12 protein-coding genes and 1 pseudogene are annotated in these 13,736 nt (G+C 53.3%); 6 read left to right on the top strand and 7 right to left on the bottom strand.

Features of this window, described 5'->3' with window-relative positions:
• The first annotated feature begins 792 nt into the window (after positions 1–792).
• Positions 793–1,977, top strand: a complete 1,185-nt coding sequence (locus KHU29_RS13605) for a GGDEF domain-containing protein (RefSeq protein WP_211453328.1) — start codon at positions 793–795, stop codon at positions 1,975–1,977.
• A 297-nt stretch (positions 1,978–2,274) separates the two neighbouring features.
• Here KHU29_RS13605 and KHU29_RS13600 read toward each other — a convergent pair whose 3' ends face one another.
• Entirely contained in the window at positions 2,275–2,718 is a 444-nt protein-coding gene (locus KHU29_RS13600; protein WP_211453327.1) for a hypothetical protein, read from the bottom strand.
• A gap of 391 nt (positions 2,719–3,109) precedes the next feature.
• Between KHU29_RS13600 and KHU29_RS22545 the strand changes: the two are divergent.
• Positions 3,110–3,289, top strand: a pseudogene (locus KHU29_RS22545) (IS21 family transposase); the annotation flags it as partial.
• A 110-nt stretch (positions 3,290–3,399) separates the two neighbouring features.
• On the opposite strand, the gene KHU29_RS13595 reads toward KHU29_RS22545, so the two are convergent.
• The 6 genes from KHU29_RS13595 to KHU29_RS13570 all read right to left on the bottom strand — a co-directional run bounded on the left by KHU29_RS13595 (position 3,400) and on the right by KHU29_RS13570 (position 9,869).
• A complete protein-coding gene (locus KHU29_RS13595; RefSeq protein ID WP_211453326.1) occupies positions 3,400–3,837 on the bottom strand; it encodes a type IV pilin protein in 438 nt (145 codons plus the stop codon).
• Between the two features lie 36 nt (positions 3,838–3,873).
• Positions 3,874–7,299 (bottom strand): pilus assembly protein, encoded by a 3,426-nt coding sequence (locus KHU29_RS13590; RefSeq protein ID WP_211453325.1) that lies wholly within the window; start codon positions 7,297–7,299, stop codon positions 3,874–3,876.
• A gap of 20 nt (positions 7,300–7,319) precedes the next feature.
• Positions 7,320–7,802 carry a pilus assembly PilX family protein gene (locus tag KHU29_RS13585; protein WP_211453324.1) on the bottom strand — a complete coding sequence of 161 codons (483 nt, stop codon included), beginning with the start codon at positions 7,800–7,802 and terminating at the stop codon, positions 7,320–7,322.
• A gap of 38 nt (positions 7,803–7,840) precedes the next feature.
• Positions 7,841–8,575, bottom strand: coding sequence for a PilW family protein (locus KHU29_RS13580; protein WP_246541999.1), 735 nt, complete (start codon positions 8,573–8,575; stop codon positions 7,841–7,843).
• 170 nt (positions 8,576–8,745) lie between these two features.
• A complete protein-coding gene (pilV, locus tag KHU29_RS13575) occupies positions 8,746–9,294 on the bottom strand; it encodes a type IV pilus modification protein PilV (RefSeq protein WP_246541997.1) in 549 nt (182 codons plus the stop codon).
• Between the two features lie 32 nt (positions 9,295–9,326).
• Positions 9,327–9,869, bottom strand: a complete 543-nt coding sequence (locus KHU29_RS13570) for a GspH/FimT family pseudopilin (protein ID WP_211453321.1) — start codon at positions 9,867–9,869, stop codon at positions 9,327–9,329.
• 413 nt (positions 9,870–10,282) lie between these two features.
• On the opposite strand from KHU29_RS13570, the gene KHU29_RS13565 reads away from it, so the two are divergent.
• The 4 genes from KHU29_RS13565 to ybeY are packed head-to-tail and all read left to right on the top strand — an operon-like array spanning position 10,283 to position 13,709.
• A complete protein-coding gene (locus tag KHU29_RS13565) occupies positions 10,283–10,633 on the top strand; it encodes a hypothetical protein (RefSeq protein WP_211453320.1) in 351 nt (116 codons plus the stop codon).
• Between the two features lie 47 nt (positions 10,634–10,680).
• Complete coding sequence (gene miaB, locus KHU29_RS13560) at positions 10,681–12,021, top strand: tRNA (N6-isopentenyl adenosine(37)-C2)-methylthiotransferase MiaB (RefSeq protein WP_211453319.1); 1,341 nt, start codon at positions 10,681–10,683, stop codon at positions 12,019–12,021.
• A 58-nt stretch (positions 12,022–12,079) separates the two neighbouring features.
• On the top strand, positions 12,080–13,249 hold the full coding sequence (locus KHU29_RS13555; protein WP_211453318.1) for a PhoH family protein: 1,170 nt from the start codon (positions 12,080–12,082) through the stop codon (positions 13,247–13,249).
• Positions 13,233–13,709 (top strand): rRNA maturation RNase YbeY, encoded by a 477-nt coding sequence (ybeY, locus tag KHU29_RS13550; RefSeq protein ID WP_211453317.1) that lies wholly within the window; start codon positions 13,233–13,235, stop codon positions 13,707–13,709. The genes KHU29_RS13555 and ybeY overlap by 17 nt, the downstream gene beginning before the upstream one ends.
• Positions 13,710–13,736: the final 27 nt, after the last annotated feature.

Genomic DNA, 13,736 nt, shown 5'->3' with positions numbered 1-13,736 from the left:
TCTTCGCGTATTTGTCAAATCCAGCAATGGCAAGTGTCGTTTGTTTCATGGGCTTCATCCAAATTTGTTTCGAATACCTCGTCTAACGCTTCAATGCGGTCGGGCGTTTACTTAATCAGAGATTCCCTAATAAAACGACTTATAAAAGGCGCTCAGCGGCGGAAAACTATCCCGCCGGTACCATCGAGCAGAACATCATTAAAAATCAATGAGTTAGCCAATACTCAGAATCAAATTTTGACAAAACTGATACAAAATCAGAAGACCAAAAAATTAAAGCTCGCTACAGATATTCGGCCGTAAGCTTCTGTTATCACGAGGCGTTGTCTTTGTCGGCAGACCAACATGCACGCGCTGGCGATCGTTGACCGCGCCGTTTCGGGTCATGTTAAAGAAATCACTGCGACGTTCCCTCCCAAATTTCGGTCGGCGGAAATCACTCTGTGCCTTGGCTCATAAAATTCTTGAGGCCCGGTGTTGTAAGCCCATTTATCGTTGATACGACTCCACCTTTTTCGGTGGGTGGTCCGATATCGAGGTCTCGTCCGGTGAGCGGTTCTAGCGCAAACCTCAAGTCATACCCAAATTCGCCCCTGGCAATGCGCCGTATGCGGTAGTCGCAGCCATCAAGGACCATTTGACCTTCTATCCCGATTGTGTCGACACGATAGAGGAGCGCCCCGCGGCATAACCATCTCCACGGACGACATGGCGGTCCTCAATCGAACAAGATCGACGCAACCTTGCCCAGGCACTACAATATCCACCACCCTCAACCCGTCCGCCGCGCCCATGCTGACTCCCGCGTCCATTCTCAGCACCACAGCGTTGCTCAGCCTGACGATGATATTGGTGCTGGGGTCGCTGCTGCGCACCGGCATGCCCGGAGTGCGCGAATGGTTTGCCGCCAACCTCGCCGTAGTGGGCGCGCTGCTGTTGCTCGGACTGCGCGGCATCGCTCCAGATTTTATTTCCATCGTCGTTGCCAATACCTTGCTGGCCCTGGCGGCGGCCGGCTACTACGCCGGTTGCGCACGCTTTCTCGGCCGGCCGCCGCACTTGCCACGACTGACAGCCGGCGTTGTGTTGCTGATCCTGGCGCTGCTGACCTGGCGCTACATCAACGACAGCATTCCGATGCGGGTGCTGGCGACGACCATGTTCAGCAGCATCGTCTGCGTTGCCGTGGCAGTCCTGCTGCTGCGTCATCGTCCGGCCGGCAGGCGCCGCTACAACTATTGGTTCGCCGCCGGCCTGGCGCTGGTGTTTGCGCTGTGCCAGGCAGTGCGCGGTCTGTACTTCATCTTGCTGTACTCGCCATCGGACCCGCTGATGCTCAACAGCAGCTGGAACATGGTGTTGCTGATCATCGGCGCCGTGATTATGCCAACCATGACCATGGCCGCGGTCATGATGATCCATGACGCCATGCTGGAAGTCGCCGAGGACGCGACCAATCACGACCACTTGACCGGGGCATTGTCGCGCAAGCACCTGGAAACCCTGGCCCGCGAACAGATCGTACGTGCTGGCAAATCCGGCCGGTCGCTGTCGCTGCTGATTATCGACCTCGACCACTTCAAGCACATCAACGATACCCACGGCCACGCCGGCGGCGATACCGTTCTACGGGAATTCGTGCGCATGACGCGCTCCAGCCTGCGCGATAGCGATGCACTGGGTCGGATGGGCGGCGAGGAATTCGCAGTGCTGCTGCCGGACACCGACACCGTAGGCGCGCTGAGGATAGCTGAGCGCCTGCGCGAACAGGCGAAAATGCAGCGGGTCGCAGGTACATTTGGCGAATGCAGCTACAGCATCAGCGCCGGCGTCGCCACCTGGCGCGCAGGCGAAACCTTCGACCATTTGAGCATGCGCGCTGACCGCGCTCTTTATACTGCCAAGAGCGCCGGGCGCAACCGTGTACTGCCGGACGATGGCGTAGCAACTACAGAAACAATGCATGCAACGTCCTAGCCAACTGGCGGTATAGCACACAGCGGCATTGCTCTCGGTTCGATATCGGACCCAGGCTCTCCATAAGCAGGAATATCGGTCGCCTGGTGGTATTCCTTGGGTTTGTGCAGATGCTGGTGCGAATTGACCACTGCGCCGGTTCTGGCTGACCTGCCGTGTTGGCCCACGCTGACTTATCCTGATGGAGCTGGCCTTACGGGACGCGATTGACTCATGCGTGTTGCGACAGGCAGCAGACGAAACCGATGCGGACATTTGTGATTTATCACAGCGGAGATTCATTGCTGCTCATAACGATTACCGATCCCAGCGCTCTTCTACGTCATCGAACCTTGGTGGTTGTTTCAACCTCGCCATCACGCACAGGTCACTTTGCAGGCTTCGCGCCTCGTAGTCCGCGCGCCATGAACTCAGCAGCGATTCGCGTAGCTCACGCTTGTTCAGAAAAAGCCCTGGCGGCACCCAATACAAGCCCGTGCCAGGACCGTTTATACGCTCTACGTATCCAAACGCCAACGCCATTTCCAAACGTGCAAAGGCGTCATCAAAGGCGTCCGATCCACTCAGTTCGTGCTTCGACACTGATCGTAAGGTGTCGGCCATCAGTTCTGATCCTGGTAGGAGCTTGTCCTCATAGGCCGTTAGGAGCTTGAAGCGATCATATCCGCCGTCCGTAATAACTGTTCCAATATTTAATGCGTCGCCTAGCGCATATTTGTTGCTGCCGAAGTCCGCGACCATACCAACGAATTTCCCAATGCTGGATAAGCGCCTGAGCGGCGGCTGCCGGATCACCCCGTGATGTCCAGTACATGGGGAAGCGCCTGGATGGCGCGCGGTCAATTGCTGCCTTCAACGCCCATCCCATTCACCAGACCAACCGCACACGATTAGGCCGAACTGATCAAGTACTTGATCGAGAAGGCTGTCAAAGGCCGGCTCGTAAGTCGATAGTTCGCCCAGGGTATTGCGGATGCGCGTATCCAAGTAATCGCCGTGTAACTTAACTATGGTCAGGCCGGCATGCACAAGAGGAAGAGCGCCAGCCACGTGATTTGCCGCGGCGATCACGGTAACGGGGGATATTCGCACTGGCAAACTTGGACGCCGTGAGGCGCTCAAGACCTACAACCTGTCAGCCTGGTTAAAGACGGAGGCAACTAGATCTCGGAAACAACGACGGAATTTGAAACAGATGCACATTGATCTGTGTGCGTTGGGATTTGAGAGGTCGTATGACAGGGTTGCTGCCTTCGCGAGACAGTGGAGACTGGATCAATTAGAGCGGGTCAACTTCGCAAGCAAAGGGACACCATTGATTCAGAAGCCACAATGCACGATGAGTAAATTGAAGCATGTAGATACAAAACAAAACGGGCCACGAAAGCCCGTTTTGTTTGATACGATAAAAGCAGCCGGATTTTAGCGCCCAGCCCAACAATCTGCGATGACAGTTGCGCTGCCAGCAGTGCCGCCGATCGTCACACTTTTCGCCCCGGTATTATCCAATGTAAAAGTACCGCATTTGTCGGCAGTACCTGTAGGTGCCGCCGACAATTTGTAGGCGGGGCCCGTCCCAACACTGATACTTATATTGTATTTTGCAGTTCCATTCGCCGGTGAAGTAGGTACTGGCAATGTTGCACCCGCGACGGGATAAGTATTGTTAATCGTGAACTGTTGTTGCATCCAATTACCATTCTGCAATAACGCCGCCATTGCCGCAGCGCGGTCGCCCCGCTGGACATATTGGCGATAGTTTGGTATCGCAACTCTGGCAAGAATCGCAATAATGGCAACCACTACCATCAGTTCGATTAGCGTGAAGCCGCCTGGCTTATTGGGATTTCTATATTTCATCGTTATTCCCTTGTTCAAAACAAATATCGGCAGCAATTAGTTCGGTTTAATTGTTAGCTGATGCCATGTACGAACCGGTCCAACTCCAGTATGAACCTTGAGCTCATCCGCAACACCGCCATCCAACGGGTTACTTTTTTGCGCCCAATCCCCTTTACCGAGAGGTGCCGACGTTGTATTGGTTGCAGTTGCCCTAATCGTCACCGAACTAAGGAGGGCACCGTCCGTAGTCAACGCCAAGATGCCATTTTTATAAATCTTCGTGTTAGGAGACGCGCCCCCCGTCAGGAAATTGGCCGCCAGGACCTGCGACACCCCGCCAGCGACGCAAATGTCACCTGTGGGAGCGAGAGTGGTCGCTAACAAAACAACATTGTCGAGAATTTGCAAATCACCGACAACACGTTCGCCGCTAGCGGGAAAATCGACATACCAGCCAGATTTGCTAGTCCAGTCAACTGCGGTATTGGTCAGGGTACGGCCAATCAGTGCGCTGCTCGCATCGAATTGATTCGTCAGGGTTTGCACTTGCAAAGCAGTACGCCCGGACACTGTCGCCGCAGTCGTGGTCGCAGTTGAACTATCCCAGATGCCGTAAAGACTCTGCACCTGCGTAGTACTCTTATCTGTCGTCGCCAGGAACTTACCGGTGCCGATTGTCACCAGATATCCGCCCGAAGGATGAGGCCCGACAACTGGCTTTTGCACGATGGGCTGCGGCTGCGGGGTAGTCGCGGCATCCATAGCGGTAAATAATTTGCTTTTAGTCCAATTCGCCGCAGACGTAGCATCGCTTAAATCAAATCTCCACAAATTTCCGGCCAGATCACCTGCGTACGCACCTATAAGTTCTCGATTCGCATTAAAGATGAGAGCAGGAGCTGACAAACCGTTCGCAGTCCCGCCGAGAGAGAATTCCTTGATGACACTGCCGTCAGACAAATTCACCACAAAAAGAGCAGCTACGCCGGTACTGCTGTCGTAACCGTTACCAAATACGACTCCCCACGCTCCCGTGGTCAATTTGACGATAGTCGCTTGCCCCAAGACTTTGCCCATGTCGGCAAAACCGGTATCACCGGAACTTTTCTCCCATTTCACGCTGGTCGCATCCAGCGAACCGGGATTAGTTACATCCAGCGCAAAGATACTATTGGCTCCAGCCCCGGTTGATCCAACCACATACGTCTTCCACGCAGCAGCAGTTGCATCATACGCATCGCCCTCAGTCAAAGGCCCATCAACGTAGTACAAATGCGCGTAGCTAGGACTGCTGAGTGTTTGCAGCTTGTTGTAAATCGAATTCGGCACATAGGCAAATTTCTCCACTCCGGTAGTGGCATTGAAACCATGCAGCATACCGTCGTTGGCGCCGACATACACCATCGGTGTCCGTGACGATTTTCCACTAAGAAAAGTGTTATAGGTTGCTCCACCGCCGGTGAAGCTTGAGTAGAAATAGCCAAAGTCCGATGCCTGGACAAACAGAGGAGCGGAATTAACGATATCGCCCAATTTGTTTGCACGGTATCGATAGGTTCCGGGGCCACCGCCACCGGCAGTTTGTTCATTGCTGCCGTCGCCCCTCAAATAATCCAGCACCGTCGATGCCGACAAGGCTGTTTTTTGCGTCGCTGTCAGATTCGCCCAGCTAAAAGCCACCGCGGCGGGTGGTGTGCTTGACGGGTTCCAAGTGACGATATTGCGACTCGCAGCGGCCGGCAGCAAATCCGCCGCATCGCTCCCGCTCCACGCTTGGGTGCCGGTAGTGCCATTGGTGTTCAGATTGAAAGCCTTCAAGTGACCGATCCATGCGCCGGATTCAAAACCTGGCACGTAAATCACAGAGTTGCCGCCGCTCACTCTGCCGCCACTCACCGATACTGCTGAAGCAGCACCTGGTTGCTTGGCGATATCCTTCAATACGCTGCTCAAGCCATTCTGAAGTTGAACAGGATCGCGGGCGCTGAAGTAACTTCCCCTGCCATTGACTGCTGCATGCCATAAGTCATCGATGGTTGTGGGCCTATCCGCACTAGGCGTAGGCCAGGTGGTGGGCGTTGAGTTGGGCGTGTAAGTCAGTGTTCCATTGGCTCCCAGACCGATTGTGAAAGTTGTCATGTGCTGCCAGGTTGCCGTATCTCTGGTGTTCGTCGGCTTAACATTATCCGTCAACGTTGGCCGCAAATCAGTGGTGTAGTAATAGTTTGTAACGTCTGCCAGGGTAGTCCCAATAGACGACACCGGGAAGTTGGTATCGCTAGAGCTGTCATTCCAAAAGCCGTCGGTCGACAGGATGTGATAACTGGCACGGCAACTGACCAAGGATGCGTCAGTCGCTGTATTTCGATAAGGGTCATTATTTGTATAATCAAAACCGCTGAGCGTACCTTGATAAAGTTGGCCGATTCGGTTCATTTGGGTACGTAACGGCGTGCCTTGGCCTGGGCTAATCGCATACAGCGCAGCATAGAACGCCTGCTTTTGAGTTGCATCGAAATCGCGAATGGTCAGCCAATCAGCGCCATCCGTAACGTCGCTATTGTTATAAGTAATGCCACCACTTGGATCGATCGCGTTAATGGTGTTGAACCCCACTCTGAACTTTGGCGTATAAGTTGAAGATAGCACAGGATCAATAGTCGAAAAAGCTAGACCTAAAGCCGTCTTTGTCATCAAAATCCGGGTGCGAGCATAAGAAAACCAGTTAGCGAAATTCTGGATTTCCTGCGCATAGGTGCAAGTTGAGCCGGTGCCGCAATCGGTTCGCGTCGACGCCTTGGGATAGGTTGTGGTAGTCGGAATAATATCCGTTCTTGGATAATTTGTATCGGTCTCAGTATTGCTGCCATTTGGTGTTCCGCTACCCTTCCAGGTGTAATAAAAAGCATACTGCGCGATGGCTTTTGTGTAGGTTCTATCCGAAGGATTACAATTAGCGGAAGATCCTCCGCTCGGCGTAAAATATGGACTAAAATCTGTTGGTCCATATAGTGGCAACGTTATCGAAGCAGATGGCCGAATGTAACAAAGAGCACTGACATCAATAGTCGCGCTAGTGCCGTTTATTGTTGGATACGGATCAATCGGGGCGCTGGTGACAGAAGTGCCCATTGCTACACCTTTGTAATCCACCCCGGGTGTGTAAGTCGTCGCCGGATTGTAATAAATTCCGTTGTAGGCGCTTGCGTAGTAAGCGCGTTGTGTCTTGCGTGAATTGAATTCGGCCGTAGCGTCGGTTCCCGTCACCGATCCCCACACCATACTGCCTGAATTATCCAGCGTGTACATGATGTTCGGATTGGGCGGCGTCACCACGAATAGCGGTGCATCCCCCACGGTAGGCGAAACCGCAGCAGACGACATGCCCGATACTAACGCCATCCCCAGACAAAGACTGTGCGCCAGAAATTTATGCATCCGGCCGCTGATCGTCCGACCTGAAAAAATAGTTTGCAGCATGGAGATTTTTCCTATCTCAATCAAAATTTTAGATAACTCTGCAGCATCACAACGGAATTATCGCTAGCCCCCACACCTCTTGCGGTAACCCGATACACCTGGATGCTGTCGTCCTTCTTAAGCTGAGTTGTATCCAATTTCAGAGTACTCTTTACGTCTTCCACCATGCACCTTGGCTGCGAAGAAACACCAGTAATTGTGCTTGTAATCTGTACCGAATTTGTGTCTGCCCATTTGGTCATGTCATCCCACAGATTTGTTGTGGCAAGCGGCGTCAGAATTGTTGGCTGTGTACCGGAACCGGTCAGCACAGCGTTTTCACAGGCCCGCAATGCCTGTTCCGCAGCCTGGAAAGCCAGTTCCTGGCTGCGCGTATTACCAGCCATTTTTTCTCCCAGCGTGACGTTACGTATCGCAGTCACGCCGAGCAGGAGCATGACGACCACAAAGATCAATACGACCGGCAATGCGATCCCTGATTGTGAATATTTTTTCTTTAACATAATGTTCTTAAGAAGTTCACGCTTTGGACTAAGTCGGACTAGAAAGCAAGAGTAGGTGCAGCACGATTTCGCAACGTGAATGTACGTGTCAAGGCGGCGTGCAATTTTTTATCTGTAGCGGTAGTACTTGTTGCACTGCAATTCAAATAAGTCTGTGCGCCATTTGTCGTAACAGAATTAGCACTATGAAGCTCCAGACAAATCGTGACACTGACGACCTGATCCCAATTCTTCTTGTTGTTACCCGTATTAGGCGGCAACGCAGCTACCGAGCTGGCGCCGTTGACGGAGAAAAATTTCGTAACAGCGTTAGCGCCGGTAGTATCGACACCGTAGGTCACCACCATTTTGTCGACATTGTTCAATATCGGTTGTGAGGTCGTGCTGCCGTTGCCACTGCAAAATAAAGACTGTGAACTTTCACCGCTCTTGGTAGCAATGAAAAAACTGTTGGTTACCATGCCGCCGGCGTCGTTGCCGTTGCAATCCGCACCGGCGCCTGACGTCGGGCTATTGGTAGCGTCATATGCATCAACTGCGTAAGCCACGGTAAGCCCGGGCTGGCCGCCGGATGTTGCACAAGTAAAATCCGGGGCCGTCGCGAGCGGATCTGTAAAACCGTTATCGCAAGCAGTCAACCCTTGTCCGACGGCCAGCCCTCGCCCCGCCAATCCTTTAAGATTTGTGGTGGTTGCAGTTACCATCTTTCCATAACCCGCCTGCATTAAATTGCGGCCGATTACGGTCAATGCAAAATTTCCGTCTTCTTGCAAGCGCGCATTGTCGTCATTCAGGCGGAAACTGCCTTTGCTGTTGAAGTACAGGCTGCTGATGAATATGAGCAGAACCAAACCGATAGTGACCGACACCATCAGTTCTATCAGGGTGAAGCCATGACTTCCCGCATGACGGATTCTGGTGACTTGATTTTTTTGCGAATTTTTCATGGCAGGAAATTTGTTTTAAAGCACCGCATATTTGTTATGTCCGTACCAGATGCAAACGCTGCAGATCTGCAATTTGCGCCGCCGGCGCTGCCGTCTCCTGGCTCATTGAAATACACAGTAACGACAAAACCATTAGTACTATCTCCCGACACCTCACCCCAGCCCCCTGCCATTGCGCTACCCAAGGCTTTGCGCCAGTTGTAAAGATCTCTTGTCGCAATCTGGTCTGGAGTACAGGTTGCGGTGGCGGCTACGTCAGTGCAGTTTTGAGGACTCGATGGCAGAGCTAGATAAGTGTCGGTGGTAACATACATGTGATTCGCTGAGTTGGCCCCGGCGACATTGGCACGGATGCGATCTGCCATATCTGCGCTGTATTGACTCGCCAACGAGCGAAATTGTGCTGTCTTCTGATACTTCAAGGCAGTCACTTGCAAGCCCGCCAGACCAAGCAGTGCAAACGAAGAGATCGTGATCGAAATCAGTACTTCGATCAGACCGACACCTCGTTGCCGGCTTCGGTTCGGCAGGGGTTTGTTCTTCATAAAAGCCATATCTTGTATATCTCCTGTCGAACTCAACAAGCCCTGGCTCGCCCGCTAGGGTCAAAGCACACGGAACGTGACTGCCCATTGAAGGCGAATGCAAAAGTGCTTGGCGGCGCTTGCGTCGGCGCACCCATTGCGTTGTACACGATTGAAGTAGGAGTAGTGGCTGTCGAGGTAGGTGTCACCGTAGTGCCGACAACCAAGGTTCCTTGACGCGCCAACACCTCGTTCTTGGTACTGTCGCTGCTGTTTTCTACCAGCACCAGCCACCCGGTTTTCCAATCGTTGTCCGAGGTGTCGCAGGTAATGGTTGAGGAAACGTCTGCACTGACGCTACGACAAATTTTTACCGCTCCCCCTCTCTTAATTGCCTCGGAGCGAGCCAACATGGTTGCAGCAATAAATTCATTGGCGTTCCCCGATAAGCGATTCTGCGCGATAAAACTCTGCATCGAAGGGATCGCCACAGCCAGCAAGATCGTCATCACAACAATCGTGATCATCAATTCAATTAGCGAGAAGCCTGCGCTGGAAGAACAGATGGTGTATTTGTTGTTTTTCTTAAAAAACACGTAATTTTTGGCATTTCCACACACACTAGGCTCCCAAGAAACGCAGATTTAAACCGATGCTGAATTATAGGTTTTACATTTCCACAAAGAAATCATTTGATCTTCCGCCCATCGCCATACCCATACCGCTTATCCAGAAAAATGGCTAAAAAGCTAATTTTATTGATTAAACCACCGGTAACCTTCAACATCTTGCAAAGACAGACAGTGTCTCGATGTAATAACTGCCAAATGCTATAATCCGGGCTTCGTTAAGCGGACAGAAATACGCACGAAGTCCGGCTCAGCGCGAAAGCAATGAGCCATTTGCGCGGTTGCGCCTCAAAATATCAGCCGCCTTGTTTGATCTTGATGCTGCGCTTTTCCAATGCCATGAGCAGATACGGCATGGTTTTCATTGAATGGAGTTTGCTATGTCGGCAACAATGCGGCCAATCCGCCTATTTATAATTTTCCTGCTGGCGACGCTAGCCTGTTCCGCCATGGCTGCAGAGCGCGACTTCCCCGCCTCAACCCAACGCGGCAAGCTGGCCATCACCAACTACCCGATCGTCACCGTCAATGGCAATGCGCTGCGGCTATCCCCCGGCTCGCGCATCTGGAATACCCAGCAGTTGACCCAAATCCCCAACTCGCTCGGCACCGATACTTACCTGGTGAATTACACCCTGAACGCCCAAGGCGATATCGACCGGGTCTGGATCCTCACGCCAGACGAAGCCAGCCAGAAAATTGAGACGCAGCGCAACGGCAACAAGTTGTAATTCAGTAGTAACTCAGTTGTAATTAAAGAGTAGTCATGGAAAAAACGATGCAAAAGAAAGTATTCATCAAGACCTTCGGTTGTCAGATGAACGAGTACGACTCGGACAAGATGGCTGATGTCTTGAACGCCTCCGACGGCTTGATCAAGACCGATCGCCCGGAGGATGCTGACGTGATCCTGTTGAATACCTGTTCGGTGCGCGAGAAGGCGCAGGAGAAAGTGTTTTCCGATCTGGGCCGCCTGCGCGAACTGAAGCGCAACAATCCCGATCTGCTGATCGGCGTCGGTGGTTGCGTGGCTTCGCAAGAAGGCGCGGCTATCGTCAAGCGTGCGCCGTATGTCGACATGGTATTTGGCCCGCAGACCTTGCACCGCCTGCCCGAGATGATCAGCCAGCGCCGTGCCACCGGTCATTCTCAAGTCGACATCAGCTTTCCCGAAATCGAGAAATTCGACCATATGCCGCCGGCCAAGGTCGAAGGTGCGACCGCATTCGTCTCGATCATGGAAGGCTGCAGCAAATATTGCAGCTACTGCGTGGTGCCTTACACTCGTGGCGAGGAAGTCTCGCGCCGGTTTGAAGATGTGCTGACTGAAGTGGCGGGACTGGCTGAGCAGGGCGTCAAGGAAATCACTTTGCTGGGCCAGAACGTCAATGCCTTCCGCGGCGCCATGGCGGATGGCGAGATTGCCGATTTCGCGCTGCTGATCGAATACATCGCCGAGATTCCTGGTATCGAGCGGATCCGCTTTGTGACCAGCCATCCGAAAGAATTCACGCAACGCCTGATCGATACCTACGCCAAGGTGCCGAAGCTGGTCGACCATTTATATCTGCCGGCGCAGCACGGTTCGGATCGTATTTTGTCGGCCATGAAGCGCGGCTATACCGTGCTGGAATACAAATCGGTGATCCGGCGTTTGCGCCAGGTGCGTCCTGACATCACTATTTCGAGCGATTTCATCGTCGGCTTTCCGGGTGAGACCGATGCCGATTTCGACGCGCTGATGAAACTGATTACCGATATCGGCTACGACAACAGCTTCAGTTTCATTTTCAGCCCGCGTCCGGGAACACCGGCTGCCAATCTGCAGGATGACACACCGCATGAGGTTAAACTGAAGCGGCTGCAGCAGTTGCAGGCAGTGATCGAAGAAAATATCGGCAAGATCAGCGCGGCGATGGTCGGTACTGTGCAGCGTATCCTGGTTGAAGGTCCGTCCAAGAAAAATCCAGCCGAGTTCCAGGGCCGGACCGAGAACAACCGCGTAGTCAACTTTGATGCCGGCCCTAACGGCGCGCGTCTGATCGGTCAACTGATCGATGTGAAGATTACGGAAACCTATACCTACACATTGCGCGGTGAAATCGTACTGGCAGAATAATTGGTAGCTTACGAGACAGCACCCACCCACCAGGCACACAAGATAAGCAAACCACAGCTTGAAAACTAAAACTCCTACCCAGCCGCACTACTTCATCCCGCAACCGCTAGACAATACGCGGCTGGCGCACCTGTGCGGACCGCTCGATGAAAATCTGCGGCAGATCTCGGCGGCGCTGGATGTGTCGATTTTCCGGCGCGGCGACAAGTTTATCGCCGCCGGCAGCAACGCGGAACGCGCGGTGGAAATCCTCGATCAGTTTTACGCGATCGCCAATAAAGTGATTTCGGTGGATGAAATCCAGCTGGCGCTGGTTGAGCAACGGGCCAAGCTGGGCATGGGGAAGAAGCCGAAAGCCGCCAAGAACAACGGGAAAGCTACTAGTGATTCAGGCGACGAAGTTGGTGTTGATCCAGCCGATGCAGAGCTGACCGAGACCGATATCGAAAGTCCGGTTCTGAAAACCCGCCGCAGCGATCTGCGTGGGCGCACTCCGCATCAAAGCCAATATATCCGCTCGATCCTGGAGCACGATGTGACGCTGGGCATTGGCCCTGCCGGCACCGGCAAAACCTATCTGGCGGTGGCCTGCGCGGTCGACGCGCTGGAGCGCGATGCCGTCAAGCGTATCGTACTGACCCGGCCGGCAGTTGAGGCCGGTGAGCGCCTGGGTTTCCTGCCTGGCGACCTGGCGCAAAAGGTCGATCCTTATCTGCGCCCGTTGTATGACGCACTGTATGATTTGCTGGGCTTTGACCGCACCCAGAAAATGTTTGAAAAGCAGGCAATCGAAATCGCGCCGCTGGCATACATGCGCGGCCGCACGCTGAACCATGCTTTCATCATCCTGGACGAAGCGCAAAACACCACGCCGGAACAGATGAAAATGTTCCTGACCCGGATCGGCTTTGGCAGCAAGGCCGTGGTCACCGGCGATGTTACACAGATCGACCTGCAGCGCGGCCAGAAAAGCGGCTTGATCGACGCCATGAACATTCTGAAAGATGTGCGCGGCATCGCTTTTACCCGTTTCAATAGCAGCGATGTGGTGCGTCATCCTTTGGTGGCACGGATTGTCGATGCGTATGAAACAGCATCGCAGGCAGCGCCGGTAGCATCCACCCATGGTGTAATCGAAACGGCCACGCCTCAAGCAATCAAACCAACCAAACCGGTGCAAACCGGTATTACCAAAACCGCCCGCAGCCGCCATGCCGTCAAAAAATAAACTTTCCTTGTCGGTGCAATATCCCGACCCGCGCCTGCAAGACAGCGTACCGCGTCCGCAGTTGAGGCGTTGGGTGCAGGCGGCGTTGTTAGCGCCGGCAGAACTGACGATTCGTTTTGTCGACGCCGAAGAAGGCCGCACCTTGAACCGCGACTATCGTGGCAAGGATTACGCCACCAATGTGCTGACTTTCGCTTACTCCGAAGATCAAAACGAAGATCAAGGCGAAGATAACGGTATCACCCGGGCCGATATCGTTCTTTGCACCGATGTGCTGGAGCGTGAAGCGAAAGAGCAAGGCAAGACGCCGGTAGAACATGCCGCGCATCTGGTGGTGCATGGCGTCCTGCATGCGCAGGGTTATGACCATGAGGACGATGAAGAAGCGGCCGAAATGGAAGACCTGGAAATTGAAATATTGGGCAAGCTGGGCTGGCCCAATCCCTATGCTGATCGATAGTTTTCTTCATTCCTCGACACAAACGCC

It is taken from the genome of Collimonas antrihumi (assembly GCF_018304965.1).
GTDB lineage: Bacteria > Pseudomonadota > Gammaproteobacteria > Burkholderiales > Burkholderiaceae_D > Collimonas > Collimonas antrihumi.
This window is presented reverse-complemented; position numbering and strand designations above follow the sequence as displayed.

Bases quoted from the DNA above. Each gene is read 5' to 3' on its own strand.
- KHU29_RS13605 (WP_211453328.1), top strand. From the start codon at position 793: ATGCTGACTCCCGCGTCCATTCTCAGCACCACAGCGTTGCTCAGCCTG.
- KHU29_RS13600 (WP_211453327.1), bottom strand. From the start codon at position 2,718: ATGGTCGCGGACTTCGGCAGCAACAAATATGCGCTAGGCGACGCATTA.
- KHU29_RS13595 (WP_211453326.1), bottom strand. From the start codon at position 3,837: ATGAAATATAGAAATCCCAATAAGCCAGGCGGCTTCACGCTAATCGAA.
- KHU29_RS13590 (WP_211453325.1), bottom strand. From the start codon at position 7,299: ATGCTGCAAACTATTTTTTCAGGTCGGACGATCAGCGGCCGGATGCAT.
- KHU29_RS13585 (WP_211453324.1), bottom strand. From the start codon at position 7,802: ATGTTAAAGAAAAAATATTCACAATCAGGGATCGCATTGCCGGTCGTA.
- pilV (WP_246541997.1), bottom strand. From the start codon at position 9,294: ATGAAGAACAAACCCCTGCCGAACCGAAGCCGGCAACGAGGTGTCGGT.
- KHU29_RS13565 (WP_211453320.1), top strand. From the start codon at position 10,283: ATGTCGGCAACAATGCGGCCAATCCGCCTATTTATAATTTTCCTGCTG.
- miaB (WP_211453319.1), top strand. From the start codon at position 10,681: ATGCAAAAGAAAGTATTCATCAAGACCTTCGGTTGTCAGATGAACGAG.
- ybeY (WP_211453317.1), top strand. From the start codon at position 13,233: ATGCCGTCAAAAAATAAACTTTCCTTGTCGGTGCAATATCCCGACCCG.